We start from the raw sequence: 24166 nt of genomic DNA on the forward strand, positions 1-24166 counted from the left end.
GCCGACAAATCTAGTCATTGACAAGATGGGCCGCAATCGCGCATCTTGTCAGTGGAAAGATTCGCTGCTTGAAAGGCATGGTCATGGATCCCGGTCTCGCACCCGTACTGATGCTGATCGCCGTCACGGCGACGTTGGCCCTGCTGGGCGCCTTCGGCGTCCGACGGTTCAAGCCCTGGCCCGTCGCGGTGCGCGGCGGCGTCGCGGCGCTGTTCGTCACGACCGGTCTCGCGCACTTCATCGGCATGCGTGAGGAACTCATCGCGATGGTTCCGCCCGCGCTGCCCGTGCCCGGACTGCTGGTGACCGTCACCGGCGTCCTCGAACTCGCGGGCGCCGCCGGGGTCCTGTGGTCGCGCACGGCGCCGTGGGCGTCCGCCGGGTTGACGCTTCTGCTGCTGGGGATGTTCCCGGCGAACGTGTACAAGGCGCTGCACGGCCCGGTGACTTCGACGATGGACGAACTGGTGCCGCGGAGCCTGATGCAGGTGGTGTTCCTCGCCGCGACGGTGTCACTGGTGGTGTATTACGCGCGTACTCCCGACAGACCCTTTGCCCAAAGGAGACCTTAAGTCTTTCCCAAGTCCGGGCCCCGCTTCCGGTAATGGCACTACCCTCTGAGAATGAAGATCTCATTGTGGATCGGATTCTGTGGGCTGTGCATCCTCGCCGGGCACATGCTTCTCGGTGCGGTCGGTCTCGTACTGCTGATGAGCTGTCTCCCGGCGGGGCGCGAACACGAATCCGGTGACAGAAAAGGGAAAACGTCCGCGCGACTGGCCTGAGCTCAGCCCAGTGCGCTCGCGAAGGCGAGCGCGCCGAGAACCGGAACGGCGATCGCCGTGAGCACCATCGCGCGGCGGCTCGGTTTGGGACTTTCCAGTAATGTCCGGATGCCGGCCGGAACCAACGCGACACAAAGTCCGGCGGTGCCGATGATCGAAACGAATTCGGTCCCTTTCAGAACGCCGAGCGGCAAAAGCCCCATCGTCGCCACCCCGATCGACCCGACGACGCCGAGCACTTTCGCCCGATAAGCGGCGAAGGCGAGCACGTACCAGCCGAACATGATCGTGAACGACAGAAAACTGAACAGATGCAGGTTCTGATACGACTCGCTGACCACGCTCTCGGCGAACCCGGCGCCGCGGCGTTCGGCGAGTCCCAGTGCTGCCTGGTCGATCCCCGCGTGAAAGGTCCGTTCGAAGAGTCCAAAGAGGACGAACAGGCCACCCCAGGCGGCCAGTGCGGGTTTCGTGCGGCCGATCTTCGTGGCGAGCGTGACGATCGCCGGCCACAGCAGGACGTTGCCCGCCAGGAAACACGTGTACGCGGCGGTCATCAGCGCGGGATGGTCGCTCATCGCCTTGAGCTGGCTAGGGAAGAAGAAGTCGAAGCGCGCCCGGAGCAGCGTTCCGGTGAGCAGCAGGACCGGGCCGAGGACCATCGAGACCGCGGCGACGCGGCGGCCGGGGAAGACGTAGTCGGTTTCCATACCCGGTGAGCCTGCCGCTCGTGGTGGTGGCGCGGATCGGAGCACGGTCCGGTCTTCTGGCTCAGACCTTGGGTGGAGTCGGGTTCTTGGGGTGGCCGTTTTGCTCTGCCGGCTGGAGAACTCGCGGGTGGGTGTTGCCGGTTTTTGGCAAGGCCGCTGAGTGCCTGCGCGACTCGGCACCTGGGGCTGAACGGGGTCGTCGCCGGTATTCGGCTATGTGCGGTGTGCGTGGCGCCTGGCGAACTCTCTGCCGCACGGACGGGCTGTTGTCGGTTTCCGGCAACGCGACCGCTTTGGTGGGGTGCCCGAACGAGCTACCGCCGTCTCACGTTGCCGTTTTCTGGCGACAGTGCTCAGAACGGTGGTGGCTCGTCGGCTGGTGGCCGGGGTGGGTGAAGCGGGGGTGGTGTGCTGTCGTGGGTCTGGCCGGTGGGGGTGGTGATGGTGAGGGTGCCGTCGGGGGCGAGTCGGTAGGTCCAGCCGGGTTCGTCCTTCAGCCGATGATCCCGACGGCAGAGATCGACCAGCTCGTCGGCGTTGGTGTGGCCGCCGTGCTGCCACGGCAACGAATGATCGATATCGCAGGCTTGGGCAGGCCGGTGACAGCCGGGTCTTCGGCACTCCCGGTCCCGCACCCGCACGAACTCGTCCAGCCCCGCGGTGGGCCGGTAGCGGTCCCGGCCCAAATCGAGGACCTGCCCGGAGAGCGGATCGGTGACGATCCGCCGCAGCACCGTGTTCGGCCCGGTCGCGATGTGCCGGGCCAGCCCCGCGGGCAGCGACCCATGCCCCGCCAGCTCCGCTGGCTCGTCGTTCAGGCCGAGGTAGGTGAACAGGTCCATGTACAGGAACACCTCGCTGCGTTCACTCCCGCCGCCCTGGCCGCCGAGGAGGAGGTCGAGGGCGACATCGGCACGCAACTGGTCCAGGGTGCGGGCCTCACCACCGGTTTTCAGGGCCCGCGCTGCGCGATCGATCCGCTGGTAGGCGGCGGCCGCCTTCTCCACGGGGGCGTCCTCGACCTCGATGGACGCGACCCCGGTCTCCCCGTGACGCAACGTGAGACGACGGCCGTCACGATCACGCGAAGCCCGCCGGTCGGCACCCTCGGGATCGATCGTGTTCGCCGCGTGATTAGCGGCTTTGCGGACCTGGTCGGGATTCTTGTCCGCGATCCGATCCTCCAGCACCGCGTCGACAGCCCGCGCGTCGTCGTCGGAGAGCCACGAGGTGGCGGTGGCGACTTTCATCGCACCGAACCCGCCGAGTTTCCCCTGATCCATCAAACCCAGCGTGCGGGGCAGACGAGACGTCAACGCCTCCGCCGCGGCGACCAGAGCACCCGCGTGATTGTCCACAACGGACAGGGCGAACGCGACCTCCTGGGTGACGCTGCGGGCGCCGTCGCGGTGCCGGTTCAGCTGCGCCACAGCCCGGAACCGGACCGCCTCCAACCGCGCGATCCCCGCCGACGCCGCCTCGGCAAGCGCCACGGAATCCTTATCGTCCAAGGAATCCACAACATCATTCACCGACGCCAGCACAGCTGGGTCGGTGAGGTTCTCCAGAAGCGCCACCGGCGCGGAATGAGTATCCACCCCGCGAACATACGACCCACCACCGACAAAACCCGCACCCAAGGACACGGATGGCATTGCCGTTTTTCGGCAACAAGACCGCCGCAAAGTGGCGTTGCCGATTTCTGGCAAACAAGAGCTACGCCAGCAGACAAGGCATCTCGACCTCCGAAGGTTCTATAGCATTACCGATTTCCGGCAACGGCCAAGTCCTGAACACGCCACTGCCCGGTGCCCGGCCAAGACTGGGCACCGAACAGCGGCGTTCCCCGCTCAGTTGGTATCGAGCGCGACAGCGATATCCCCGACCGGCAAAGGGAAATCGCCGACCTTGGTCGCAGCGCCGGTCAGCAGATCGACCGTGTGGAACGTCGACGGCCCGGCGGCCGGGTTGAGCACGGCGAACGCGCTCACCGAGGTCGTCTTTCCGTTGGTGAGGTCGCTGTAGATGTCGAAGCCCGCGATCGGGCCGGTGTCGACGCCGAGCGCGCCGGTGGGGCTGAGGAATCCGGCGTTGGCGGGCGCCTGGATGAGCACCTGGTCGGTGGCCGTGCCGATGTCGAACAGCGTGGTCGCGGTGTCGGGATTGAGGTCGTTGTTCGTGTAGGCGGCGGCCGTGACGCCTCTGGTCGGCCCGCCCGCCGGCGGTGTGGTGAGAATGGTGTCCTCGACCGTGACGTGGTCGGCGAGGTTGTGCCGCAGGTTCTGGCCGTAGTCGCTGATCACTCGCAGCCGGTCGGCGGCAGGGTTGAAGTCGACGCCGAAGTTCGTGCCGTACAACGGAACACTCAGTTGCGAGACTTTCGTGACGACGACGTCCGGCGCCACGGGCGGGAATTTGATCGTGTAGATACAGCCGGACCGGTGACGGCGACGAGCGCCACCGCGCCGCCGGAACTCCCGGCGCTGGGCACCAGTTGGTCCAAAATGGACAGTTCGGCCGCCCGGCCGGTGAACCCGGACGGTTCGGCGGGCAACTGCCTGGGAACGCGTACGGCGGATCGCGGACCTGGAATCGGTTCCCCGTCTTCGAGCAGCGCGGCGTGCGCCGCGGCGAGTTCCGGCCCGGGTTCGACCCCCAGTTCCTCGACGAGCCGTTCGCGGACCTCCTGGTAGAGCCGGAAAGCCGTCGCCCGCTGACCTGTGGCGTGGTACGCGCGGATCAGCCGGGCCTGCGCGGGTTCGTCCAGCGGCTGGTCCGCCGCGGCTTCGGCCAAGTCGGCCAGTACCTCGTCGGCGGCGCCGATCGCCAGCATCGCGTCGCCGTAGCGGGCGAGCAGCGCACGACGTTCCGCGATCAGCGCCAGGACCTTCGGATGCGTTGAGAGCAAAGGAATATCAGCCAGCGGCCGACCGCGCCACCAGCGCAGGGCCTCGCCGAACAGCGCGGCGGCACGGCCGGTCTCGCCGTCGCGCTGGGCGTCGTTCGCCTCGGCGACCAGCCCGCGGACGTGGGGAAGGTCGATCTCGACGGCGTCCCAGCGCACCGCGTAACCGCCGCCGACATGCGGCAGGATCTCGCTCCCGGACCGCGCCGGACGGCCGGGTTCCAGCAGCCGCCGCAGATGTTTGACGTGCGTCTGGAGCACGTTCACCGCGCTGCGCGGCGGCCGTTCGCCCCACAGCGCGTCCAGCAGCTCCTGCTTGGACATGGCCTCGCCGCCGGCGAGCACCAGCAACCCCAGGACGGCACGGCGGCCCGGTGGGCCCAGGTCGACTTCCGCCCCGGCCAGCCAGACGCGCAGCGAGCCCAGCACCTGGATCCGCACAGCCACCGGCAGGAACGTAGCGAGCGGTTCCGCGCCGCACAAGGACGAACGGCGGAAAGAACCCCGCCGCGCCCGGCTTTGGGGCCGCTCAGGCTAATGCCCCGCCGGTGCGAGGTCGTGACCGTTCCAGGTGAACCGGGCCGTGGTGACCGCGTCGTCGCCGTCGCCGCCGGTGATGAGCTGGTGGATCCCGACGCCGCCGAGTTCGGCGTAGGTGCACCATTCGTGGTCCGACGTCAGCATCAGGTCGAGGTCGAGTTCGGACAGCAGGCCGAACACCTGCCCCCGGTTGGTGGTGTCGACGCCGACGAACACCTCGTCGAGCAGGATCACCCTCGGCGCCTCGGGCGCGGCCTGGTAGTGCGCGGCGACGGCGGCGAACAGCGGCAGGTGCAGCGCGATCGCCTTCTCCCCACCGGAAAGCGCGCCGTGCAGCTTCTTGGTCAGCAGCTGCCAGCCCGCGCCGTTCGCGCGGTCCACCTTGACCACGAACCGGTGCCAGGACGTGTAGTCGAAGACCTGCGCGAGCTGCTGCTCCCAGCTGGTCGCCGTGTCGTCCGCCTTCGCCTGCTCGACGCGCTCACGGAAGAACTTGTGCAGCGACACGCGATCCTCGGCGGTCAGCCGATCCGGATCCTTCAGCAGCAGATCCCGCGCGGTCTTGGTGCCCGGCGGCAGATCGGGGGAGACCTGCCAGACCAGCCGGACGGCCACCCTCGACGCGGTCCGCACGCGTTCCAGCCGCGCGTTCATCCCGTCGACGAGGTCGTTGGCCTGCCGGATACGGGCCGCGAGATGGCGGCGGGTGTCACCCGTCAGCGTCTTGTCGAACAGGTCGCTTTCCCGGTCGGTGATCTCGTGCCTGCTCTGTTCCGCTTCCGCGTAAAGGATCTTCAGCAGTTCGGCCGCGCCGACCCGCAACCCGTCGACGACGGCGGTGAAGATCTGGACGTCCTCGTCGGTCTCCAGATCGAGTTCCGCCCGCGAGCTGAGGGTGTTGCGGCAGGTGTGCACGGCTTCGGAGAGCCGGTGCAGTGCCTCGCCGAGGTTGCTCGGCGCGTGCGGCACGGACGGCCAGGCCGCGGCCACCAGCCGGGCCGTTTCGAGCGCCGACCGCACGCCGTCGGAGGCGGACAGGGTGGCCTGGAACTTCGGCAGGTCCTCGATCCCGCCGTCGGCGGGGAAGACGCCGGTCGCGAGCTTCCGGAACCGGAGCGCGGCCGCGTCCTGCTTCTTGGCGGCGTCCTCGCGGGCCCGCGCGTCTGTCGTGCGGCGGACGCCGAGCGCGCCCAGCGACACCGCGAGCTCCTTGGCGTCGGCGTTCGCGGCGCGGAGTTCGCCCGAGAGGTCACGGAGTTTCGCGCGCAGCCCGTCGATTTCGGTGAGTACCTCGCGCTGGCCGCTGCCCGCGGTCCCTTCGATCGCTTCGAGCATCGCCGTGAGCTTGACGCGTTCGGCCTCCGCCTCGGCAGCATCGTCCTCACGCCGGGCCGCGTTCGCCTCCGACCGGTCCGCCTGTTCGGCGCACAGCTCGGCCCGCTGGTTCGCGGTGAGCAGGTTCCCGTGCTCGTACAACCAGTTCTCACCCTGGTCGGAGTAGGTGCGCAGGGCCGTGGCGAGCGCGGCCAGCGGCGCGCGTTCGGTCGGCAGCCCGCTCTCCGATGCCTGGGCGGTCAGCTCGTGCAGCGCGGTCTTGGCCTCGGTCTCCAGCGCGGAGACGGCGGTCTCCAGATGCCGGACGGCGGCGTCGGCGGCGGTCAGCTCGGCCTCGGCCGCGGTCAGTTCTCCCGTCGCGGCAAGGAGATCTTCGTGGCTGGGGCGGGCGGCGCGTTCGATCTTGATCAGCTCGCGCCTGCCGCGCAGCCCGGCAAGCTCGCCCTCCAGCTCGGCGATGGTCTTCTCGCGCAGGGAAATCCTGTCCCGCAGTTCGGCGATCCGGCGCTCCCGCGCGCGAAGACGGGCGGACGCGCCGATGTACGCCGGGGCGTCCTTCGTCCAGCTGCCCGACAGACCGCCCATCCGCCAGCCGCCGTCCGCGCCGATGGCGGCCGGGCCGGAGGGGAGCGTGTCGTCGAACGCGATCACTTCCAGGATCCGGCGGATCTTCGCCGGGGAAAGTTCCGCGTCGGGTTCGGGTACCAGGACGTCGGCGAGTGACCGGCCGGTGGCCACCGGCAGTGTCCCGGTCTCCGCGAGCACGTCGTGTCCGTCGACGACACCGTGGGAGTTGACCCAGGCGTCCAGCAAGCCGGCGCCTTCGAGCGCGGCCTCGATCCCCGCCTGAGCGCTTTCCGGGACGGAGCCCGCGAAATCGACCAGCCGCCACAGTGGCGCGCCGCTCATCTCGGCGCGGTCCGTCGTGCGGGTGCGCGGCGGTTCGGGCGCGAGGACGTCCTCCGTTTCCAGCACGCCCGCCTCGACGAGGAGTTCGTCGTGCTCGGCGCGCGCGGTGGCCAGCGCGGCACCGGTCGCCGCCTCCCGCCGGATGATGTCTTCGAGCACGGTCTCGGCGACGACGCCGAGCCTGCCCAGCAGCGCGACCTCCGCCTCGGCGTCCCGGACGACCGCTTCCACGTCGGGGAACCGCAGCTCGCGGCAGCCGATCGCCCATTCGGCGAGCCGGGTGCGCAGATCGCTCAGCGCGAGTTCCCGCGTCGCCGTCGTGAGGTCCAGCCGCTCCTGCGCGGCCGAGAAATCCGACCGCGCGCGGTCGAGATCCGCCTCGGCCCGGTGCCGCCGTCCGACCGCGAGTTCGTGTTTGTCCAGCGCCCGGCCGAGCGTCTCGACCTGGTCGCGCTTGCCGCGGACGGCGGCCTGCAGCAACGGACGGAGCCGGGCCGGTTCATTCAGCCCGGCGACGAGTTCGTCGTGCACCCCGGCCAGGTTCGCGCGGGTCGCGGCGGCACGGACCTCGGTCTCCAGCGAGCGCACGAGGTCGGCCTGCCGTTTCGCGACCTGCTTCGCCGCCCGCGAACGCTCCTCGTCGGCGTCCGCCTCGGCACGGAGACGATCCGCGTCCGCGCGCAGTGTTTCCGCCTTTTCCCGGGTGGACAACGCCCGTTGCCGCAGCTTGTCGAGCTCCTGGCCCTTGCGGTACGACTCGGATTCGGTCAGCCCGGCGAGGCGCGCTTCGGTCTCTTCGACGTCTTTTTCGAGTTTCGCCGCCCGTTCCTCGGCGGCTTCCTTCTTCGCGGCGACCTCGTCGTGCTCCTCGGCCGAACGGCGGGCCGCCGCGGCGAGTTCGTCGAGTTCCGTGGTCGCGGTGATGAGGTTCGCGGCGCCCGCGCGCAGCACACGCTGGGCGTAGGTCTTCTGCCGTGCGGCGAGCGCGCGGGTCGCGTCGACCTCGGTCTCCAGCGAGCCCAGCCGTTCGCGTTGCGCGTCGAGCCGCTCGAAACCCTCGGCGAGATCCGCGATCTCCTGCTGCCCCAACGGCGGAAGCGCGCGGGACAGCAGATTGGACAGCAGGCTCGGGTCGAGCCGCTGCGAGAGTTTGGGCATCCGCAGCTGGAGCAGCGCGGTGATCAGCGCGTCGTAGCGCTGTTCGCTCAAGGTGGGGAACAGTTTCGCGCGGATCGCCGCACGGTACTCGGCCGCACCGTCGTGCACGGTCCCGTGCTCGCCGAGGGCTTCCTCCAGCGCGTTCTTGGTCAGCGGCTGGCCGGCCTCGTTGACCAGCGGCAAACCGTCGCCCACCCGCAAATCGGTGGTGAAGAAGTCGGCGTGCACCGTGCTGGTGTGCGTGCTGGCCTGGAGCCGCGCGCCGCAGGTGAACCACTTCTCGCCGGCCATGCCGAATTCGAGCCAGACGTACCCGACGCGCGTGGCGCCGGAAGCGCCTTCGCCCATCAGGTTCCAGTGCATGCTGCGTTCACTGGTGCCGAAGGTCGACAGCCGGTTCGCGCGCAGGCTCGCGTCGAACAGGAACGGCAGCAGCAGCTCCAGCGCCTTCGACTTCCCGCTCCCGTTGGGGCCGCGCAGCAGCAGGCGCCCGTCGTGGAACTCGAAGATCTCGTCGTAGTAGCGCCAGATGTTGAGAATGCCCGCACGGGAGGGGATCCACCTCGTCACGGTCACGGCGCCTCCTCGGTGCGGTCGGTGTACCTCGCGGCGGCCGGGAGCGGCCGGACGAGTTCGGCTTCGGTGCGGATCAGGCCGAAACCGGTCAGCACGGCGAGCGCGTCGACGGTCAGCCGCCGCGCACCGTCCCTGCCCCGGTACGTCTTGGCCCAGCGCGGGAAGCGTTTCAGCAGCTTGGCGGTGGCCTTCTGCAGGTAGTCGGTGGTCCGCGGCTCGTCGAGCGCGTCGAGCAGCAGGAGCGCGGCGACCTTGGCGTTGCTGCCGTCGTCCGGGAATCGCTCGTCGGTCGCCAGCCCGTCGACGTCGACGAGCAGCACGCCCTCCGCGCGTTCTTCGAGGACGAAACCGCCCTGCTCCGCGGCTCGCCGCAGCAGCTGGCGCCCGGTCGGCGTGCCGAGGTACGCGCGCTCTTCCGCGGTCAGTTCGGCGAAGTACAGCACCGGGTCGTCGACCAGACGGCGGAAGACCGTGTGCCGGAGCCACAGGTTCCGCTGGACGTCCGACGCGCTCGGCGTGTCCTCGTGGCGGCCAGACGAGAGGCCGTAGCGCTGCTCGTGTGACACCGCCTCCAGCAGTTCCTCGAACCGCAGCGCGACGTCGTCGGCGGGTACGGCCAGCTGCGACGGCCCGACCGGCGCGGCGAGCAGCCGCAGCAACAGGGTCGCGTCCACCCGGAAAAGCACCTTCGCCGCCGGATCGTCCACAAAGGACTCCGGGTCGCCGTCGGCGGCTTCGAGGACGCCGTAGGACTCCAGGAGTTTGAGGACGTCCACGAACGCGAGACGCTCCGCCCTGGTGGCTACGTCGAAGGTGGTGACGAGGTCGTCGGCGGCACTCGCCTGCGAGACGCGGCCGGCGAGCAGGCCGATGGTGGTCACCGGCACGGTCAGCAGTTCGGCGGCCACCACGCACAGCAGGACGTAGCGGCGGCGGTCGAACGCGGCACGCCCGGAACGCAGCCGTCGCGCCGGACGCGTGGGATCGGTGGCCGCGCGGACCTTGACCAGCCGGGCGTAGCCGAGCCGCGGTTCGACGGTGAGCGTCCAGCCGCAGTAGTAGTCGAACCACTGCCGGATGGGCTCGCGGCGGCGGCGGATGAGGTCGAAGGTCTCGGGAGCGCCGCGTTCGCCGATCAGCGGGGTGGCCAGCAGGGCCCGGATCCCGCGCGCGACCTCTTCGCGTTCCGCGATGACCAGTTGGTTGGTGAGGCTCACGCACCGCCTCCGGCCGTACTGATCTCGATTTCGTAGTCGGGGCCCCGGAAGACACCGCTCGTGGTGGTCAGGCGCGCGACCGCGCCGTTCCGCGGCGGCCGCAGGACGATCTCGATCTGGCCGTCGGACGTCGTGCTTCGCCGCGTGCCGCCCGTGCCGGGGCTGCTGCCCAGCGCCTGCCCCAGCAGATCGAGCAGCCGCTCGAAAACGCTGTGGTCCAGCTTCTCGAACGCCGAAAGCCGTACGACGCCGCCGGTGTCGAGCATGTTCCACGCCGCTTCGAGTTCGGCGCGTTCCGCGATCGCCTGCTGGACCCGTGCCGCCCTGATCGCGCTGACGTCGCGCACTCCCCCGGTCCGGGTGAACCGCTCGGTGCGGCCCGCCGAGCGGAGCAGTTCCGACACCTCGACCGGCGGCGCGTCGAGCCACGACGCCGTCGTGCTGACCACTTCCGGATCCGCGTGGGCGAGATGCGCGTGCCGCGCGGAGCTCAGCCCGAACATCGTGGACCACAGGCGATGCAGGTCCTCCTGCGCCGGGACGACGGTGAACCACCGCGCCAGCTCGCGGAAATCCGCGACCGCGCTGCTCGCGCGCCGCCGCGATTCGGTGATCCGGTCCAGGACCTGGAGGAGTGTGATGATCGCGCGTCGCGCGAGACGATGAAGGTCCTCGACCCGCGGCGCCGCCCCGTCTTCGGGCAGGAACCACGCGCGAAGGCCGTCCCAGCGCGCCTTGCGGACGTCGAGCCAGCGCGCGTCTGGGTTCGGCAGCGCCGCTCCGTTGAGCGCCCGCCGGTGCACCCGCTCGACGCCGTGGTCGTCGATCTCCTTGATCCGGGTGGCGATCGTGTGCGTGTGGTGTTCCAGGTCGTTCAGGAACTCCTGCAGATAGGTGACCATGGCCGCCTTGACCTCGTGGAACGTCGTGAGATCGGCTTCGGCGTGCAGGAGGCGCTGGAGGTCGCCGTTGAAGCGCTTCGTGTTGTCGCGGAAGGCTTCGAGGTGGCTTTCGACTTCGGTGAGCGTGCTGAACACGCGCCTGTCCGTGCCGTCTTCGAGCTGCTTCGCGAGCTCGCCGAGCCGCTCACCCAGCGCCTCGAGCGTCGCGGTCTGGAGTGCCCCGGACGCGTTGAGCACCTCGTTCGCGCGGACCACCCCCGCGTACGCCGCTTCGCCCTGCCGGGTCAGCGAGTACTGGAGGTTGCGGCGCTCGTACTCCGACGCCGTCCGGTAGTCGCCCGCGTGGCTCTGGACGACGTCGAGGTGGCCCTGGGCCTTGAGCTGGTCCAGCGCTTTGACGAGGTCTTCGTCCGCCAGCGTCTCCAGCCAGCCGACTTCACGCAGCCTCGTGCGGACGTCGTCGATCCCGAGCGCCGTCTCCAGCCGCTCGTTCGCCTCACCGAAGGCGTGCAGGATCGCCAGGGGGAGCCCGGATCTGCTGCCGTCGGTGAAACGGAACATCTCGGGCGGAACACGGATCGGATCCATGCGTCCTCCGGCGGCTGGTGCGTGGAGCTACACGTTAGGGGGTCACCCAGACGAGTCCGAACGGCCCATCTTTTTCACGCAGAGTGCTCACGTCGTGAACATCTCCAGGCGCACCGTCGTTCCCTCGACGGTGACCTTGCGGTAGACGTGACGACCTTCGATGACCTGGTCGTCGTTCATCACCCCGGGAGCGAAGTTCGACGCTTCGAGCAGCTTGGGCACGTCCTCGGCCGGAAGGGTGAGGACGACGACGTAGCGCGAGTCGATGCCCCGGTCGTGCTGCGTCTCCAGCACCTTGCCGCTGGCGGGCACCGAGATCCCGCCGAACCGGAAGGCGTCCTCTGGTTTCGGGCTGGGCGGGGTCGTCGCGCAGCCTGCCAGGAGGAGGGCGAGGACCGCGAGCAGGGTTTTCACCTACCGTGAGACGCACGGTGGACGTAAGCGTTCCGTCACACTTGGACGGGGATGACAGGGGCGGTGCGACACGTTGTACTGGGTGTCAACGACCGAAGGAGACCAACAGTGACGGAAAAGGCTGTTCTCGCGGGCGGCTGCTTCTGGGGTATGCAGGACCTGTTCCGCCGGCACCCCGGGGTCGTTTCCACCAGGGTCGGCTACACCGGCGGCGACGTGCCGAACGCGACCTACCGCAACCACGGCTCGCACGCCGAAGGCATCGAGATCGTCTTCGACCCGGCGCAGCTCTCGTACCGGCAGATCCTGGAGTTCTTCTTCCAGATCCACGACCCGACGACCCGCAATCGCCAGGGCAACGACATCGGCACGAGCTACCGGTCGGCGATCTTCTACACCGACGACAAGCAGAAGCAGGTCGCCGAGCAGACGATCGCCGACGTCGACGCCTCCGGCAAGTGGCCGGGCAAGGTCGTCACCGAGGTGACCCTGGCCGGTGACTTCTGGGAGGCCGAGCCGGAGCACCAGGACTACCTGGAGCGCATCCCGAACGGCTACACCTGCCACTACGTGCGGCCGGAATGGCAGCTCGGCGAGCGCTGATCGTCGCGCTGCACGTCTCTTCGGTGCACGCGTACGAGGGCCGTCCCTCTGACGGCCCTCGCCCCGATCCCGCTCCGGTCTCGCGCGACCATGTCGAGGTGCGCGCGGGACTGGGGCTGGTGGGGGACCGGTACTTCAACCATCCCGCGCATCGCTCGGCCGCGGTCACGCTGTTCTCCGCCTCTGTGCCCGGCGATCCGCTGCTGGCTCGGCGGAACATCGTGCTCTCGGGCTTCGACGTCGACGCTTTGCCGCGAGGTTCGGTGGTGGCTTTGGACTCGGGCGATGGTCCGGTGCGTTTCGAGGTGCACCGGCCCGCGAATCCCTGCGCTTGGATGGACGTCGTCTACCCTCCGGGCACTTTCCGCGCCTTGCGGGGCCGCGGCGGGAAGCGGTGCGTCCCGCTGGACGACGGCGTCTTACGCGTTGGGCCGGTAGAGATCTACTAGGCCCCTTTTGATCTGTTCCGTTGTCATGCTTTGCCGCTGGTAGACGTACTGCGCCGCCGCGAGTGGTGCGAGCAGCGCGTCGGCCCTGAAATGCGCGTCCGCTTCCGGCTCGATCTCGCTGATCAACGCGACCAGGTGACTGTGGTGCAGCCGGTACGCGCCGGTCGCGAACCGGGCCATCGGCGTTTCGGTCTCCGCGACCATCAGCAGCTCGCCATGAGTCTCGAGTCTGTCGACGTACTTCTCGAGGAACGCGCTGAGCCTTTGGGCTGCCGGCGCTCCGGGCCCCAGTGGCGGTGGCCCGCTGATGAACGCCTCCTGGAACTCGCGCTCGTTCTCGTCGAGCAACGCCTGCGCCAACGCGCCCTTGTCCGGGAACCGGCGATACACGGTCCCGATCCCGACGCCCGCCTCCACCGCGACCTCGTCCAACGCGAGCCCATCGATCCCTTTGGCAGCAACGAGCTTGGCCGCCGCGTGGACGATCTTCTGCCGGTTGCGAGCCGCGTCCGCCCGCTCTGGAGCCCCGGCTCCTGCGATGGGAAGCACCCGGCCAGCCTAACCGGTGGACAAGTGGAACTTTCTCCAGTTAACTAAGTGGAGAAAGTTCCACTTAAGGAGACTTGGATGTCCGTCGAACACTTCACGAGCGATGACGCTTCGACCTGGTTCCAGCGCCTTGACCAGCAGATCTTCCTGGCCGACGTCGTCGCGCAAGACAGCGGCGCGGCCATGTCCGTCGGCTTCGCTCGTTACGGGAAGGGCGAGAAGAACCCGTGGAAGATGACCTACGACGAGGCTCTGGTCATCACTTCCGGCACCTTCACCGTCGAGGGACCTTCGGGCTCGGTGACAGCTCGCGCCGGTGAGGTGATCTATCTGCGCGCGGGGACCGAGGTGGTCTACGTGGCCGATGAGGACACGGAACTGGTCTATGTCACCTATCCGCATTGGCTGCCCGCCACGGAATCTTCAGTCGAAGCTCACCGTCTTGACGATTTCCACGTGGCCTGACGGCGGCTTGAACCTCCCAAATGGGACAAGTAGCCTCAGTCTGAGGGGGAGGGGTTCTATGACGGGGTTCGAAGCTGATCCGAAAGCCCTGCGCGACGCGGCCGATCAGGCCAAACGAGCCGCGGGAATCGTGCGCGAGCTGGATCTGGAACGGGTGGCGGCGCTTTCCGGCGCATTGACCGGAAGTGAGTCGGCGAAGACCGCCGCCGAGCTCGGTCCACATTGGGAGAACTCGATCGGTGTCTGGGCGAAGGGGGTGGATTCCTACGCGGCATCACTGACCACCGCCGCGACCGCGTACCGGGTGCGAGACGGCGCCGGTGAACAGGAATTCGACGGGACAGGTGGCCGATGATGGTCACCTGGGCCGATGTCAGCCAGTGGAAGGCTGACGGAATAGGGCAGATCGGTGACCACTTGGCCGCACAGAACCGCCAGGTGCTCGGTTTGCAGGACGAGATCGACGGCGCCAAACCCGCCGGGTGGGCCGGTGAGGCGGCGGACGCGGCGGCCGAGAATCTGCGCGCCCGCTGTCAGGAACTCGAGGATCTCGCGGCGCGCCTGTCCGCGGCCGTGAAGATCATCGACGACACCGAGCAGGCGGTGCGCGATTTGGTGCGCAGTGTCGAGACGACCGAGGATTTCGCCGCCAAGAACGGTTTCCGGATCGACAACGGCAAGGTCGTCGAGACGGAAAACGCCGGTGGGTTTCTCTCCAGCATGCTGGTGCAGGTGGAGGTGGAAGCCATTCTGGCCCGCGCCGGCCAGATCGACACCGAACTGAATTCGGTGCTCAAGCGCATCCTCGCCGGCGAGATCGGCGACGCCGGCGCGACGACGCTGGCTGCGGCCGCCGCGGCAGGCGAAGACCGCATCGCCGACGAACAGCGCCACCGCGATCTTCTGGCGAAATACCAGGTCAAAACGGACGGCACGACAGTGTGGCCGAGCGGTCTGACCGGCTGGCTCGCGGAACGAGCGGGGTTTCTCGAAGGAGAAGATCACCCAGGCGGAAGCCAAGCTGCTCGACGATCTGCAGATGCGCAAGGGCTTGCTCGGGCTCAAGGAGTTCGCCGATATCCGGCAGGACGCCTTGCACGTCGCCGAAGGCAAATTCGAGGGCAAAGGCCTGACCGACGGCCACGCCGACGCGTTCCGTCACGCCTACTGGAACGCGATGATGACGCAGCGGTACGGCGAAGAATGGGCCCGCGACTTCGCCACGGCGCACGAACGGAACCCGAGCAGTCACCACGTCCCGGTGGCCATGGACCTGCACAACAACGAAGTCGGCCGCGCGATCGCCCGAGCCAACCCGGACGCCAGTCCCGAGCAGATGGCGAACCTGATCGAACAAGCCGTCAAGGACGGCAAAATGGTGGTCATCGACAAGAACGACACCCTGGTATCGTCCAACGAATCGCCTCCTGGCGAGACCCGCGAAACCAAGAACAAGCCTTGGCCCACGGACAATCCGGGGCGCAATGACGACCACGACCCCGGCGACCCGTCGGCGACTCCGGACCAATACTGACCATGCGCTTGATAGTGACTCTGCTCGCCTTGCTCGCCCTTGTGATGGGCTGTGGCACGAGCACCCCAGGAGTGACAGTGGAATTCGACGAAGGTCTCGAAAAAACTATAGGTGATCTTGCCAGGTCAGGCGGCTCGCGCCCGCTCAAGGAACTGGCACCCGGCGATTGGACTTCGGTGCACGTCCTCACTGGTCCCGCTTCAGGCGCGCGAATCGAACGCGAACTTGGCCGTCCCGTCACGGTCGAAGGCGATGGCACGCACAGTGGCGACTACGTCCAGGACGGCAACCTGCTGGTGTTCGACCGCGACGGTGCCACCACGCGGATGGTCAGCCTGGGCACTCTCGCAGCCCTTGGGGAGGGGAAGTACCGGGCCGATGTGGTGCTGCGGGCGCAGGGGGGCGCCATCACGATGACCGACCCGGACGGCCGTCCCGCAGGCTGATCAGAGCGCATCAGGGTTTCGGAAGCCAAACCGCGACTTCGGTAAGCGCATCGAGAACCGTGTTGTCGAGGTGGCCGTTCATGATCTCCGCTTCTGCCACGGCCACTACGCGGCCGTCTCGACGGGAGTCGAAGTGGTGTCCGGTGAAGCGGATGTCGGCCAGATTCAAAGCCGTGCCTGCCAGCGGTTTTATGTCGCCGATCCCATGAATCTTTTCGATTCGCTCAAAGGCCGTCGCGTCGGCCCGGTCGCGAAAGGAGACCCAGGCGACCGAGATCGCCGCGGTGTTGCCGCGGTCATCGCCGATCGCCAGCAGCGATCGGTCGAGTGACTTGCATGGTGTGCGCAGGAAGAATTCCCGAATTTGGTCAGTGGATGCGGCAAGGCATTTGACATCGTTCTTCATGGTCTTCTTGATGGATCGCAGGCCAAGACGATGCCACGCCTCGTCCGCTTTCCCTTTCTTGGCGGAATTCTTGCCGTCATTCTTGCGAATGTTCAGATCGCGTGACAGGGCGCTGTCGACCGCGGAACCGCTTCCGGACGTTCCGGTGCCGATGCTGATCGCTCCGGTGGTGCCGCCCGCGACAACGAGAACGAATGCAGCCGCTACGACAAGCGTTCCCGCACCCTTGCCTTTTCCCGGATCAGAACCGCCGCCCGCTCCGCCGATTCGTCGGCCCACTATTCCACCCTCCGCGACCATGGTCACGTTCCCGGATGGAGGGTACGTAAGGGGAAGCCGCCTGGCTGCCGCCGATCGGGCAATCAGTTCCGCGGTGTGTGCCCCCGGCAGGATTCGAACCTGCGACACCCGCTTTAGGAGAGCGGTGCTCTATCCCCTGAGCTACGAGGGCATGTACTGCCACGCGCAGCCTACCGTGTAGACGCACGGGGGCGTCGAGAGGGCGGCGTCACACCCCGGACGGCCCAGCGGCCGGCCCGGTGAAACGCCCGAATGCCCCGAACGGCGGTTGCGCCACAGGAGCCACGAGAGCGGGCGGCCAAGGAGCGACACTGGCCGCCCAGTGACACTCGACCTGCGGATCCACCCAGGAGCAGCGACACTCTCCAGCAGGAGAACAGGGTCTGAATCGACGCCTAGATCGACACAGATGACCCGCGCGGGTCACTCGTACGTGTCTGGTTTCGAAACCCTGAACAACAGTAGGTAATCTTCGTTAACGGGACGCGAGACGCCGCTCCCCCGGCTGCCGGAGGGCTTCGTTGATCAAGCTCATGTTCGCCGACGACGAGGAACTGGTCCGTTCGGGCCTGCGTGCCATGATGTCGGGCGCTGCCGATATCGAGATCGTGGGCGAGGCGAGCGACGGGAGATCAGCGGTCGAGGTCGCCCGGCGGTACCACCCTGACGTCGCGTTGCTCGACATCAAGATGCGGGCGCCTGACGACGGCATTCGCGCGCTGAGGGCCATCCTCGCCCTGCCGGATCCGCCGACCGTGGCCATGTTGACCACGTTCGACATCGACGACTACGTCAGTCTCGCGCTCAGGCTCGGGGCCAACGGCTTCCTCCTCAAGGACATCGACCCGGCCGCGCTGCTCAGGGCGGTGCGCGACCTCGCGAGGGGTGGCGCGGTGCTCGACCCCGGGGTCGCGGCGCGCATGGTCCAGTCGCACCGGGACGAGCAGCGGGCCGCGCAGCCGGCGCGCAAGCTGCTCGCGTCGCTGTCCGATCGGGAGCGTGAGGTCGTCGGGTTGATCGGGCAGGGGCTGTCCAACGCCGAGATCGGCGGTCGCCTGCACCTGTCCGAGGCCACGGTCAAGGGCTACGTCTCGGCTGTCCTGTCCAAGATCGGCGCGGCGAACCGGGTGCAGGCCGCGCTGCTGGCCTACCGCGGTGGCCTGCTCGACCAGTAATGATCCTCACCGCGCTCGAGTTCCTCGGCTTGATCGCGTTCGCCGCTTCGGGAGCTCTCGCGGCGGTGCGGGCCAGATTGGACGTCTTCGGGGTGGTCGTCGTCGGGTTGACGACCGCGCTCGGCGGCGGGGTCATCCGTGACGTCCTGCTCGGGATCACGCCGCCCACGACCCTGCGGACCTGGCCCTACCTCGCGGTCTGTGGCGGGACGGCGCTGGTCGTGTTCGTCTTCCACCCGCAGATCGCGAAGCTGCGGCGCGCCGTACTCCTCGCTGACGCGCTCGGGCTCGGGGTGTTCGCGACGGCGGGGACCACCATCGCGTTGAACGCGGGCGCCACTCCCTACGCGGCGTGCCTGATCGGCATGACGACGGGTATCGGTGGTGGTGCTGTGCGTGATCTTCTCCTGCGGGAAATCCCGCTCGTGCTGCGGAAGGAGATCTACGCGGTCGCGGCGCTCGCGGGGGCCGTGCTCGTCGTGATCGGTCACGCTCTGCGACTGCCGCCGGGGGTGGTGACGCTGGTAGCAGCCGCCGCGGTGGTGGGGGTCCGGATGCTCGCTTTGTGGCGGAGATGGAACGCACCCGTTGCAAAAGGGCCCGAGACCGGCTGAAACGTCTTCCGGATCGCCGGATTTCCTTTGTTGGTTCTGTGTGTGTTCTTAGGCGAGTCTCAGCACTCTGCGTAAGACTGTCGCCATGCGCATCCTCGTAGTGGACGACGACAGGGCCGTCCGTGAATCACTCAGGCGATCCCTTGAGTTCAACGGGTACCAGGTGGAGCTGGCCGGGGACGGCGCACAGGCCTTGGAAGCGATCATCGCCAACAGACCCGACGCGATGGTCCTCGACGTCATGATGCCGCGGCTCGACGGCCTCGAGGTCGCCCGGCGGCTGCGAAGCACCGGTGACGACCTGCCGATTCTCGTCCTCACGGCGCGGGACACGGTTTCGGACCGGGTGTCCGGCCTCGACGCCGGCGCCGACGACTACCTGCCGAAGCCCTTCGCGCTCGAAGAGCTTCTCGCGCGCCTTCGCGCGCTTCTGCGCCGGGCGATCCCGGATCCGCAGGCCGGACAGAACGCCGAGGTCCTTTCGTTCGCGGACCTCACCTTGGACCCGGGGACGCGCGAGGTGCGCCGGGCGGGGCGGGAGATCAGTCTCACGAGGACCGAATTCGCGCTGCTGGAGCTGTTCCTCTCCTACCCGAAGCACGTTCTGACCCGCAGCCGGATCCTGGAGGAAGTGTGGGGATACGACTTCCCGACCTCGGGCAACGCGCTGGAGGTCTACGTCGGCTATTTGCGCCGAAAGACCGAGGCTGGGAACGAACCGAGGCTGATCCACACGGTGCGGGGAGTGGGCTACGTCCTGAGGGAAACCCCGCCGTGACGGAGCCGGTCCCGGTCGTCGACGTGTCCGAAAAGGATCCGCGCGGCGACCGCTGGGGCACGCGGCGCTTCTCGCTCCGCGGCCGGGTGACGTTGCTCGCGGCCGCTTCGGTGGCCGGAGCCGTCGCGCTGGTGTCCCTCGGCGCGTATCTCGTCGTGAAGGACAACCTCTACCAGCAGGTGGACGACAATCTGCTCGCCCGCGCGCAGGCCGCGGTCGACTCGCCGCAGGTGCAGACCGAGCTGCAGCAGGTGCCCGGCGCCTTCCTCGCCAGCGCGGACCTGCAGATCGGCCAGCTGACGGTCGGGGAGAAGATCCGGCTGACCTTCCCGCAGTCCGGCAGCCGCCCGCCGTACGGCGAGGACGAGATCGCGGTCGCCACCGGGGACAAGGCGTTTTCCCTGCGCACCGACCCGAGAACCGACAGCCGCGTCGTCGCCCTACCGCAGGGGGACGGCCAGGCGATGGTGCTCGCCCAGTCACTCGGACCGACGAAGCGCACCCTGAACGAGCTTTCGGTGGTCCTGTTCCTGATCGGCGGCGCCGGGATCCTGGTCGCCGCGGCCGCCGGAACGGCCGTCGCGAGAGCGGGGCTGCGGCCGGTCGACAGGCTCACGTCGGCGGCGGAACGCGTCGCGACCACGGGTGATCTGCGGCCGATCCCGGTCAGCGGCGACGACGAACTCGCCCGCCTCACCCAGAGTTTCAACACGATGCTGGGCACGGTCGCCGAATCGCAGGAGCGGCAACGGCAGCTCGTCGCCGACGCCGGCCACGAACTCCGCACCCCTCTGACGTCGCTCCGCACGAACCTGGAGCTGCTCCTGTCCGCGAGCAGGCCCGGCGCGCGGACGCTGTCGGACGAGGACCGCAGCGACATCGAGGCCGACATCAGCGGCCAGCTCGACGAGCTGACCCAGCTGATCGGCGACCTCGTCGAACTGGCGCGCCAGGACGAGTCGCGGATCGAGTACGAGCGGGTCGAGATGGTCGACGTCGTCGAGCGCGCGCTGGACAGGGCACGCCGCCGCGCGGGCGAGATCGAGTTCGACGTCTCGCTCCAGCCGTGGGTGCTGACCGGTGACACGAGCGCGCTGGAGCGCGCGGTGCTGAACCTGCTCGACAACGCGGTGAAGTTCTCGCCGGAAGGAGCGACGGTCGGGGTCCGGCTGTACCCGGTCGGGGACGGCACCGCGGTGCTCGAAGTCGAAGACTCGGGGCCGGGGATCGCCGACGAGGACCTGCCGAAGGTGTTCGACCGCTTCTACCGCTCGTCGGAGGCGCGGACCCTGCCCGGTTCCGGGCTCGGTCTCGCCATCGTCCAGCACGCGGCGCAGCGGCACGGCGGCGACGTCTACGCGGGGCGCGCGTCCACCGGTGGCGCGCTGATGACCTTGCGGCTCCCGGGAGCACCGGCCTGACGGGTGATTACGCTGACGGGTGATGAGCACCGAGAAAGAGCCTGAACTGCCGCCCCGCCGTCTGCTGTGGACATTGCTGGTGGCCGCGGTGCTGCTGGGCGCCGACCAGCTGACCAAATGGTGGGCCGTCGACGCCCTCACCGGCCACGCGCCGATCCCGGTGATCGGTGACTTCATCCGGTTCCGGTTGCTCTACAACCCGGGCGCGGCGTTCTCGCTGGGCGCGAACTCCACCTGGGTCTTCGCGATCCTGGCCGCGGCCGCGGTGGTCGCGCTGCTGTGGATCTCGCGCAAGGTCCGTTCGGCGGGCTGGGCGATCTCGCTCGGGCTGCTGCTCGGCGGAGCGACGACGCATCTGGGCGACCGGCTGTTCCGTGAGCCCGGCTTCGCGCGCGGCCACGTCGTGGACTTCATCGACTACAACGGCTGGTTCGTCGGGAACGTCGCCGACATCGCGCTGTTCTTCGGCGCCGTCTCGCTTTTCGTGCTGAGTTTCCGCGGCGTCCCGATCGAGGGCGTCAAGGAGTAACGAGACAGAACTCGTTCCCTTCCGGATCCGCGAGCACGACCAAGCCGTCTTCGGGACGCGCGAGTACGCGCGCGCCCAAGGCGACGAGCCTTTCGACGCTGTCGCCGGTCAGGTCCAGATGCACCCGGTTCTTGACGGTCTTCGATTCCGGAACCAGATTGAAGAACAGCCGCGGTCCCGAGGCCGCTTCGACCAACACCGAAGGGTCGTCCTCGGGGCCCGAAAATCCCAGCGAACGAAGGCGATCAAGCTCTTCTTCGTCATAGGGTGCGATTTCGTAGCCGTCGAGGGCGGCCGCCCAGAAACGGGCGAGCGAAGCCGGATGCCGGCAGTCGAAGACGACGTCGCGAAGCCTGGCCATGGCCTCATGGTGGCAGCCGCCACGGCTCGTCGCGCCATGTTTGATCGCGTAGGATTTTGTGTAGTTGATCCAGGGGAGGATTTGTGCTCGCGCGGCAGCGACAGGCGGTGATCCTCGAGGAGGCGCGCCGGACCGGGGCGGTCCGGGTCAGCGATCTCGTCGTGAGGCTCGGCGTCTCCGATATGACGGTGCGCCGAGACCTCGACGTGCTCGCCGGCCGCGGACTGGTCGAGAAGGTCTACGGTGGCGCCACCTCCGTCGTCGGCAAGAGCACCGACGAGCCCGGCTTCGAGGCCAAGTCCGTGCGCCAGCGCGCGCAGAAGGAGGCCATCGCCGCCCTCGCCGCCGGGCTGGTCCGCCCGGGCACCGCGATCGGGATCTCCGCGGGCACCACCACGTGGACGCTGGCCAGGGCACTCGACGAGGTCCCCGGCCTGACGATCGTCACGAACTCCATCCAGGTCGCCGACGTGCTGCGCGGCGTGAACCAGCCGGATCGCACGGTGGTCCTCACCGGCGGCGTCCGCACCCCGTCGGACGCGCTGGTCGGGCCGGTCGCCGTGCAGAGCCTGCGATCACTGCATCTGGACGTCGTCTTCCTCGGCGTGCACGGGATGGCCGATGGGCCAGGGTTCACCACGCCGAACCTCACCGAATCCGAGACCGACCGCGCGCTGGTCGAAGCGGGCCGCAGGCTGGTCGTGCTGGCCGACCACACCAAATGGGGCATCGTCGGCATCTCCACGATCGCCGTGCTCGACGAAGCCGATGTCGTCGTCTCGGACGACGGTTTGCCCGGCAAGGCAAGGCAAACGCTCACCGAGCAGGCGGGTGAGCTGATGATCGCCGAAACGGTGGAGGCGGCGGAGGCCGAAGAAGCGTGAAGTCGACGGCCGGGGGCGCCATACTCATGTGCGATGCACAGCTTTGGCTCAGGAACTTCTCAGGACCATCCCGCAAGGTGAAGACATGACCGAGAACGACCCCAGCGGCCAGGACGCCGAGAAGGCGCGGCCCGCCGGCGCTCAGCCGGACGCGGAGCAGAGCGCGAGCTGGGCGGCCCAGCCCGCACCGCAGCAGCCTGACGCGACCGGCCTCGGCGGCCATGCCACTCCGCACGCCGGAGCGCAGCAGGCCTACAACCCGTGGGCTCCCCAGGCGCAGACGCAGACTCAGCAAGCGCCCGCCCAGGAACACCAGACGCAGGGCCAGTACACCCAGGGACACCAGGTGCCGGGCCAGCAGACGCCGTTCACCCAGCCGGGTCCGTCGATGTACGCGGTCCCGCAGCAGCGGCAGGCGCAGAAGTCCACGTCGGGCAAGCTGCTCGCCGGTGTCGCGGCGATCGCGCTGGTCGTCGGCGGCGTCGCGGGCGGCACGGTCGGGTACCTGACCGGTGACGCGTCCGGTGGCTCTTCCGTGAACGCGCTCGACGCGCCGAAACCCGCCCAGCAGACGGGCAATCTGCCCGCCGGTTCGGTCGAAGCGGTGGCGCAGAAGCTTTCGCCGAGCGTGGTCGAGCTCCAGGTGTCCGGGCGTTCGGGCGCCGGTGAGGGTTCCGGCTTCGTGCTCAGCACCGACGGCTACGTGCTGACCAACAACCACGTCGTCGAGGTCGCCGCCGGTGGCGGGCAGATCCAGGCGGTGTTCCAGGACGGCAAGAAGGGCACGGCGACCGTCGTCGGCCGTGACCCCACGACGGATATCGCCGTGGTGAAGGTCAGCGGCGTCAGCGGCCTGACCCCGGTGGAACTCGGCCGCTCCGACGACCTGCGCGTCGGGCAGCCGGTGGTCGCCATCGGTTCCCCGTTCGAGCTGACGGGCACGGTGACCTCGGGGATCGTCAGCGCGCTGAACCGGCCGGTGAGCGCCGGCGGCAACGGCGACCAGACCACGGTGATGTCGGCGGTGCAGACCGACGCGGCGATCAACCCCGGTAACTCCGGCGGCCCGCTCGCGAACATGGCGGGCCAGGTCATCGGCATCAACTCGGCGATCTACAGCCCGAAGTCCGCGCAGGGCCAGGGCGGAGAGAGCGGCGGCAACGTCGGCATCGGCTTCGCGATCCCGATCGACCAGGCGCGCCGCACGGCCGACGACATCATCAACACCGGCCAGGCGACGCAGACCTTCATCGGTGCGCGAGTGCAGACGGCGCCGACCGGCGGAGCGCAGCTCGGTGAGATCTCGCCGGGCAGCCCCGCGGAGAAGGCGGGCCTCAAATCCGGCGACGTCGTGACGAAGCTGGACGACCGGCCGATCCCCAACGCGGACGCGCTCGTCGCCGAGATCCGCACCAGGGCGCCGAACGACAAGGTGAAGTTCACGCTCAGCGGGGACAAGGTCATCGAGGTGACCCTCGGCGGGCAGCCCGTCACCCCGAACTAGCCCTTCCAGAAACGCTCGGCCGCAGTGCGCGGCCGAGACCAGCTCCGGCTCGAACCCCCAGCGGGCCGGACCCTAGAGGCCACGCGCGACCGGCTGCCAATCCCGGTCG

27 protein-coding genes and 1 tRNA gene are annotated in these 24166 nt (G+C 68.6%); 15 read left to right on the plus strand and 13 right to left on the minus strand.

Annotation, left to right across the window (positions count from 1 at the left end; genetic code table 11):
• The first annotated feature begins 77 nt into the window (after positions 1 to 77).
• Both ACFVM3_RS21950 and ACFVM3_RS21955 read left to right on the plus strand, forming a co-directional pair.
• On the plus strand, positions 78 to 572 hold the full coding sequence (locus tag ACFVM3_RS21950) for a DoxX family protein (protein WP_378441294.1): 495 nt from the start codon (positions 78 to 80) through the stop codon (positions 570 to 572).
• Positions 573 to 623: 51 nt separating this feature from the next.
• Positions 624 to 785, plus strand: coding sequence for a hypothetical protein (locus tag ACFVM3_RS21955; RefSeq protein WP_158005348.1), 162 nt, complete (start codon positions 624 to 626; stop codon positions 783 to 785).
• A gap of 2 nt (positions 786 to 787) precedes the next feature.
• Here ACFVM3_RS21955 and ACFVM3_RS21960 read toward each other — a convergent pair whose 3' ends face one another.
• The 8 genes from ACFVM3_RS21960 to ACFVM3_RS21995 form a co-directional block, all read right to left on the minus strand.
• Positions 788 to 1495, minus strand: coding sequence for a hypothetical protein (locus ACFVM3_RS21960; RefSeq protein ID WP_378441248.1), 708 nt, complete (start codon positions 1493 to 1495; stop codon positions 788 to 790).
• A 353-nt stretch (positions 1496 to 1848) separates the two neighbouring features.
• Positions 1849 to 3072: a DUF222 domain-containing protein gene (locus ACFVM3_RS21965; protein WP_378441296.1), complete on the minus strand. Its 1224-nt coding sequence runs from the start codon at positions 3070 to 3072 to the stop codon at positions 1849 to 1851.
• A 273-nt stretch (positions 3073 to 3345) separates the two neighbouring features.
• Positions 3346 to 3900, minus strand: a complete 555-nt coding sequence (locus tag ACFVM3_RS21970) for a DUF4394 domain-containing protein (protein ID WP_378441250.1) — start codon at positions 3898 to 3900, stop codon at positions 3346 to 3348.
• Positions 3861 to 4847 (minus strand): BTAD domain-containing putative transcriptional regulator, encoded by a 987-nt coding sequence (locus tag ACFVM3_RS21975; protein WP_378441252.1) that lies wholly within the window; start codon positions 4845 to 4847, stop codon positions 3861 to 3863. The genes ACFVM3_RS21970 and ACFVM3_RS21975 overlap by 40 nt, the downstream gene beginning before the upstream one ends.
• 87 nt (positions 4848 to 4934) lie before the next feature.
• Positions 4935 to 8918, minus strand: coding sequence for a TIGR02680 family protein (locus ACFVM3_RS21980; RefSeq protein ID WP_378441254.1), 3984 nt, complete (start codon positions 8916 to 8918; stop codon positions 4935 to 4937).
• Positions 8915 to 10135, minus strand: coding sequence for a TIGR02678 family protein (locus tag ACFVM3_RS21985; RefSeq protein WP_378441255.1), 1221 nt, complete (start codon positions 10133 to 10135; stop codon positions 8915 to 8917). Before ACFVM3_RS21985 ends, ACFVM3_RS21980 begins: the two co-directional genes overlap by 4 nt.
• Complete coding sequence (locus ACFVM3_RS21990) at positions 10132 to 11625, minus strand: TIGR02677 family protein (RefSeq protein WP_378441257.1); 1494 nt, start codon at positions 11623 to 11625, stop codon at positions 10132 to 10134. Before ACFVM3_RS21990 ends, ACFVM3_RS21985 begins: the two co-directional genes overlap by 4 nt.
• A gap of 87 nt (positions 11626 to 11712) precedes the next feature.
• Entirely contained in the window at positions 11713 to 12039 is a 327-nt protein-coding gene (locus ACFVM3_RS21995; RefSeq protein ID WP_378441259.1) for a hypothetical protein, read from the minus strand.
• Between the two features lie 108 nt (positions 12040 to 12147).
• Here ACFVM3_RS21995 and msrA point away from each other — a divergent pair, with 108 nt between their 5' ends.
• Entirely contained in the window at positions 12148 to 12642 is a 495-nt protein-coding gene (msrA, locus tag ACFVM3_RS22000; protein WP_378441261.1) for a peptide-methionine (S)-S-oxide reductase MsrA, read from the plus strand.
• A complete protein-coding gene (locus ACFVM3_RS22005; protein WP_378441263.1) occupies positions 12621 to 13091 on the plus strand; it encodes a molybdenum cofactor biosysynthesis protein in 471 nt (156 codons plus the stop codon). Before msrA ends, ACFVM3_RS22005 begins: the two co-directional genes overlap by 22 nt.
• On the opposite strand, the gene ACFVM3_RS22010 is transcribed toward ACFVM3_RS22005, so the two are convergent.
• A complete protein-coding gene (locus tag ACFVM3_RS22010; RefSeq protein WP_378441265.1) occupies positions 13062 to 13640 on the minus strand; it encodes a TetR/AcrR family transcriptional regulator in 579 nt (192 codons plus the stop codon). The two genes, ACFVM3_RS22005 and ACFVM3_RS22010, sit on opposite strands and share 30 nt — an antisense overlap.
• Before the next feature lie 78 nt (positions 13641 to 13718).
• On the opposite strand from ACFVM3_RS22010, the gene ACFVM3_RS22015 reads away from it, so the two are divergent.
• Complete coding sequence (locus ACFVM3_RS22015; RefSeq protein ID WP_378441266.1) at positions 13719 to 14105, plus strand: cupin; 387 nt, start codon at positions 13719 to 13721, stop codon at positions 14103 to 14105.
• 58 nt (positions 14106 to 14163) lie between these two features.
• A complete protein-coding gene (locus tag ACFVM3_RS22020; RefSeq protein ID WP_378441268.1) occupies positions 14164 to 14460 on the plus strand; it encodes a hypothetical protein in 297 nt (98 codons plus the stop codon).
• Here the strand turns inward: ACFVM3_RS22020 and ACFVM3_RS22025 are convergent.
• Positions 14370 to 15125, minus strand: a complete 756-nt coding sequence (locus ACFVM3_RS22025) for a hypothetical protein (protein ID WP_378441270.1) — start codon at positions 15123 to 15125, stop codon at positions 14370 to 14372. The genes ACFVM3_RS22020 and ACFVM3_RS22025 overlap by 91 nt on opposite strands.
• Before the next feature lie 19 nt (positions 15126 to 15144).
• Between ACFVM3_RS22025 and ACFVM3_RS22030 the strand changes: the two genes are divergently transcribed.
• The gene (locus ACFVM3_RS22030; RefSeq protein ID WP_378441272.1) at positions 15145 to 15639 is read left to right on the plus strand and encodes a DUF6973 domain-containing protein; all 495 of its coding nucleotides are present in this window, start codon (positions 15145 to 15147) and stop codon (positions 15637 to 15639) included.
• 77 nt (positions 15640 to 15716) lie between these two features.
• Positions 15717 to 16085 carry a hypothetical protein gene (locus tag ACFVM3_RS22035; RefSeq protein WP_378441273.1) on the plus strand — a complete coding sequence of 123 codons (369 nt, stop codon included), beginning with the start codon at positions 15717 to 15719 and terminating at the stop codon, positions 16083 to 16085.
• A gap of 10 nt (positions 16086 to 16095) precedes the next feature.
• On the opposite strand, the gene ACFVM3_RS22040 is transcribed toward ACFVM3_RS22035, so the two are convergent.
• Together ACFVM3_RS22040 and ACFVM3_RS22045 are read right to left on the minus strand one after the other, a co-directional pair.
• Positions 16096 to 16797: a hypothetical protein gene (locus ACFVM3_RS22040; protein ID WP_378441275.1), complete on the minus strand. Its 702-nt coding sequence runs from the start codon at positions 16795 to 16797 to the stop codon at positions 16096 to 16098.
• Between the two features lie 72 nt (positions 16798 to 16869).
• A tRNA-Arg gene (locus tag ACFVM3_RS22045) sits at positions 16870 to 16942 on the minus strand.
• Between the two features lie 370 nt (positions 16943 to 17312).
• Here ACFVM3_RS22045 and ACFVM3_RS22050 point away from each other — a divergent pair.
• From ACFVM3_RS22050 to lspA, 5 genes are all read left to right on the plus strand, one after another.
• Complete coding sequence (locus ACFVM3_RS22050; protein ID WP_034305786.1) at positions 17313 to 17966, plus strand: response regulator transcription factor; 654 nt, start codon at positions 17313 to 17315, stop codon at positions 17964 to 17966.
• A complete protein-coding gene (locus ACFVM3_RS22055) occupies positions 17966 to 18580 on the plus strand; it encodes a trimeric intracellular cation channel family protein (RefSeq protein ID WP_378441277.1) in 615 nt (204 codons plus the stop codon). The genes ACFVM3_RS22050 and ACFVM3_RS22055 overlap by 1 nt, the downstream gene beginning before the upstream one ends.
• 85 nt (positions 18581 to 18665) lie before the next feature.
• Entirely contained in the window at positions 18666 to 19358 is a 693-nt protein-coding gene (locus ACFVM3_RS22060; protein ID WP_037340466.1) for a response regulator transcription factor, read from the plus strand.
• Positions 19355 to 20779, plus strand: coding sequence for an ATP-binding protein (locus ACFVM3_RS22065; RefSeq protein WP_378441279.1), 1425 nt, complete (start codon positions 19355 to 19357; stop codon positions 20777 to 20779). The genes ACFVM3_RS22060 and ACFVM3_RS22065 overlap by 4 nt, the downstream gene beginning before the upstream one ends.
• 22 nt (positions 20780 to 20801) lie before the next feature.
• On the plus strand, positions 20802 to 21308 hold the full coding sequence (gene lspA / locus ACFVM3_RS22070) for a signal peptidase II (RefSeq protein WP_378441281.1): 507 nt from the start codon (positions 20802 to 20804) through the stop codon (positions 21306 to 21308).
• Here lspA and ACFVM3_RS22075 read toward each other — a convergent pair.
• Positions 21298 to 21669, minus strand: coding sequence for a VOC family protein (locus ACFVM3_RS22075; RefSeq protein ID WP_126736832.1), 372 nt, complete (start codon positions 21667 to 21669; stop codon positions 21298 to 21300). The two genes, lspA and ACFVM3_RS22075, sit on opposite strands and share 11 nt — an antisense overlap.
• An 83-nt stretch (positions 21670 to 21752) precedes the next feature.
• Here ACFVM3_RS22075 and ACFVM3_RS22080 point away from each other — a divergent pair, with 83 nt between their 5' ends.
• On the plus strand, positions 21753 to 22553 hold the full coding sequence (locus ACFVM3_RS22080; RefSeq protein ID WP_378441283.1) for a DeoR/GlpR family DNA-binding transcription regulator: 801 nt from the start codon (positions 21753 to 21755) through the stop codon (positions 22551 to 22553).
• An 85-nt stretch (positions 22554 to 22638) separates the two neighbouring features.
• A complete protein-coding gene (locus ACFVM3_RS22085; RefSeq protein ID WP_378441285.1) occupies positions 22639 to 24057 on the plus strand; it encodes a S1C family serine protease in 1419 nt (472 codons plus the stop codon).
• Positions 24058 to 24166: the final 109 nt, after the last annotated feature.

The sequence above is a fragment of the Amycolatopsis sp. NPDC057786 genome (assembly GCF_042797905.1).
In the GTDB taxonomy this organism is placed as follows: domain Bacteria; phylum Actinomycetota; class Actinomycetes; order Mycobacteriales; family Pseudonocardiaceae; genus Amycolatopsis.

Excerpts from the sequence above, each read along its gene's own strand:
- lspA (WP_378441281.1), top strand. The coding sequence starts at position 20,802 with ATGAGCACCGAGAAAGAGCCTGAACTGCCGCCCCGCCGTCTGCTGTGG.
- ACFVM3_RS22060 (WP_037340466.1), top strand. The coding sequence starts at position 18,666 with ATGCGCATCCTCGTAGTGGACGACGACAGGGCCGTCCGTGAATCACTC.
- ACFVM3_RS21990 (WP_378441257.1), bottom strand. The coding sequence starts at position 11,625 with ATGGATCCGATCCGTGTTCCGCCCGAGATGTTCCGTTTCACCGACGGC.
- ACFVM3_RS22005 (WP_378441263.1), top strand. The coding sequence starts at position 12,621 with ATGGCAGCTCGGCGAGCGCTGATCGTCGCGCTGCACGTCTCTTCGGTG.
- ACFVM3_RS21950 (WP_378441294.1), top strand. The coding sequence starts at position 78 with ATGGTCATGGATCCCGGTCTCGCACCCGTACTGATGCTGATCGCCGTC.
- ACFVM3_RS21955 (WP_158005348.1), top strand. The coding sequence starts at position 624 with ATGAAGATCTCATTGTGGATCGGATTCTGTGGGCTGTGCATCCTCGCC.
- ACFVM3_RS22085 (WP_378441285.1), top strand. The coding sequence starts at position 22,639 with ATGACCGAGAACGACCCCAGCGGCCAGGACGCCGAGAAGGCGCGGCCC.
- ACFVM3_RS21960 (WP_378441248.1), bottom strand. The coding sequence starts at position 1,495 with ATGGAAACCGACTACGTCTTCCCCGGCCGCCGCGTCGCCGCGGTCTCG.
- ACFVM3_RS22075 (WP_126736832.1), bottom strand. The coding sequence starts at position 21,669 with ATGGCCAGGCTTCGCGACGTCGTCTTCGACTGCCGGCATCCGGCTTCG.
- ACFVM3_RS22015 (WP_378441266.1), top strand. The coding sequence starts at position 13,719 with ATGTCCGTCGAACACTTCACGAGCGATGACGCTTCGACCTGGTTCCAG.
- ACFVM3_RS22020 (WP_378441268.1), top strand. The coding sequence starts at position 14,164 with ATGACGGGGTTCGAAGCTGATCCGAAAGCCCTGCGCGACGCGGCCGAT.
- ACFVM3_RS22030 (WP_378441272.1), top strand. The coding sequence starts at position 15,145 with ATGCGCAAGGGCTTGCTCGGGCTCAAGGAGTTCGCCGATATCCGGCAG.
- ACFVM3_RS22055 (WP_378441277.1), top strand. The coding sequence starts at position 17,966 with ATGATCCTCACCGCGCTCGAGTTCCTCGGCTTGATCGCGTTCGCCGCT.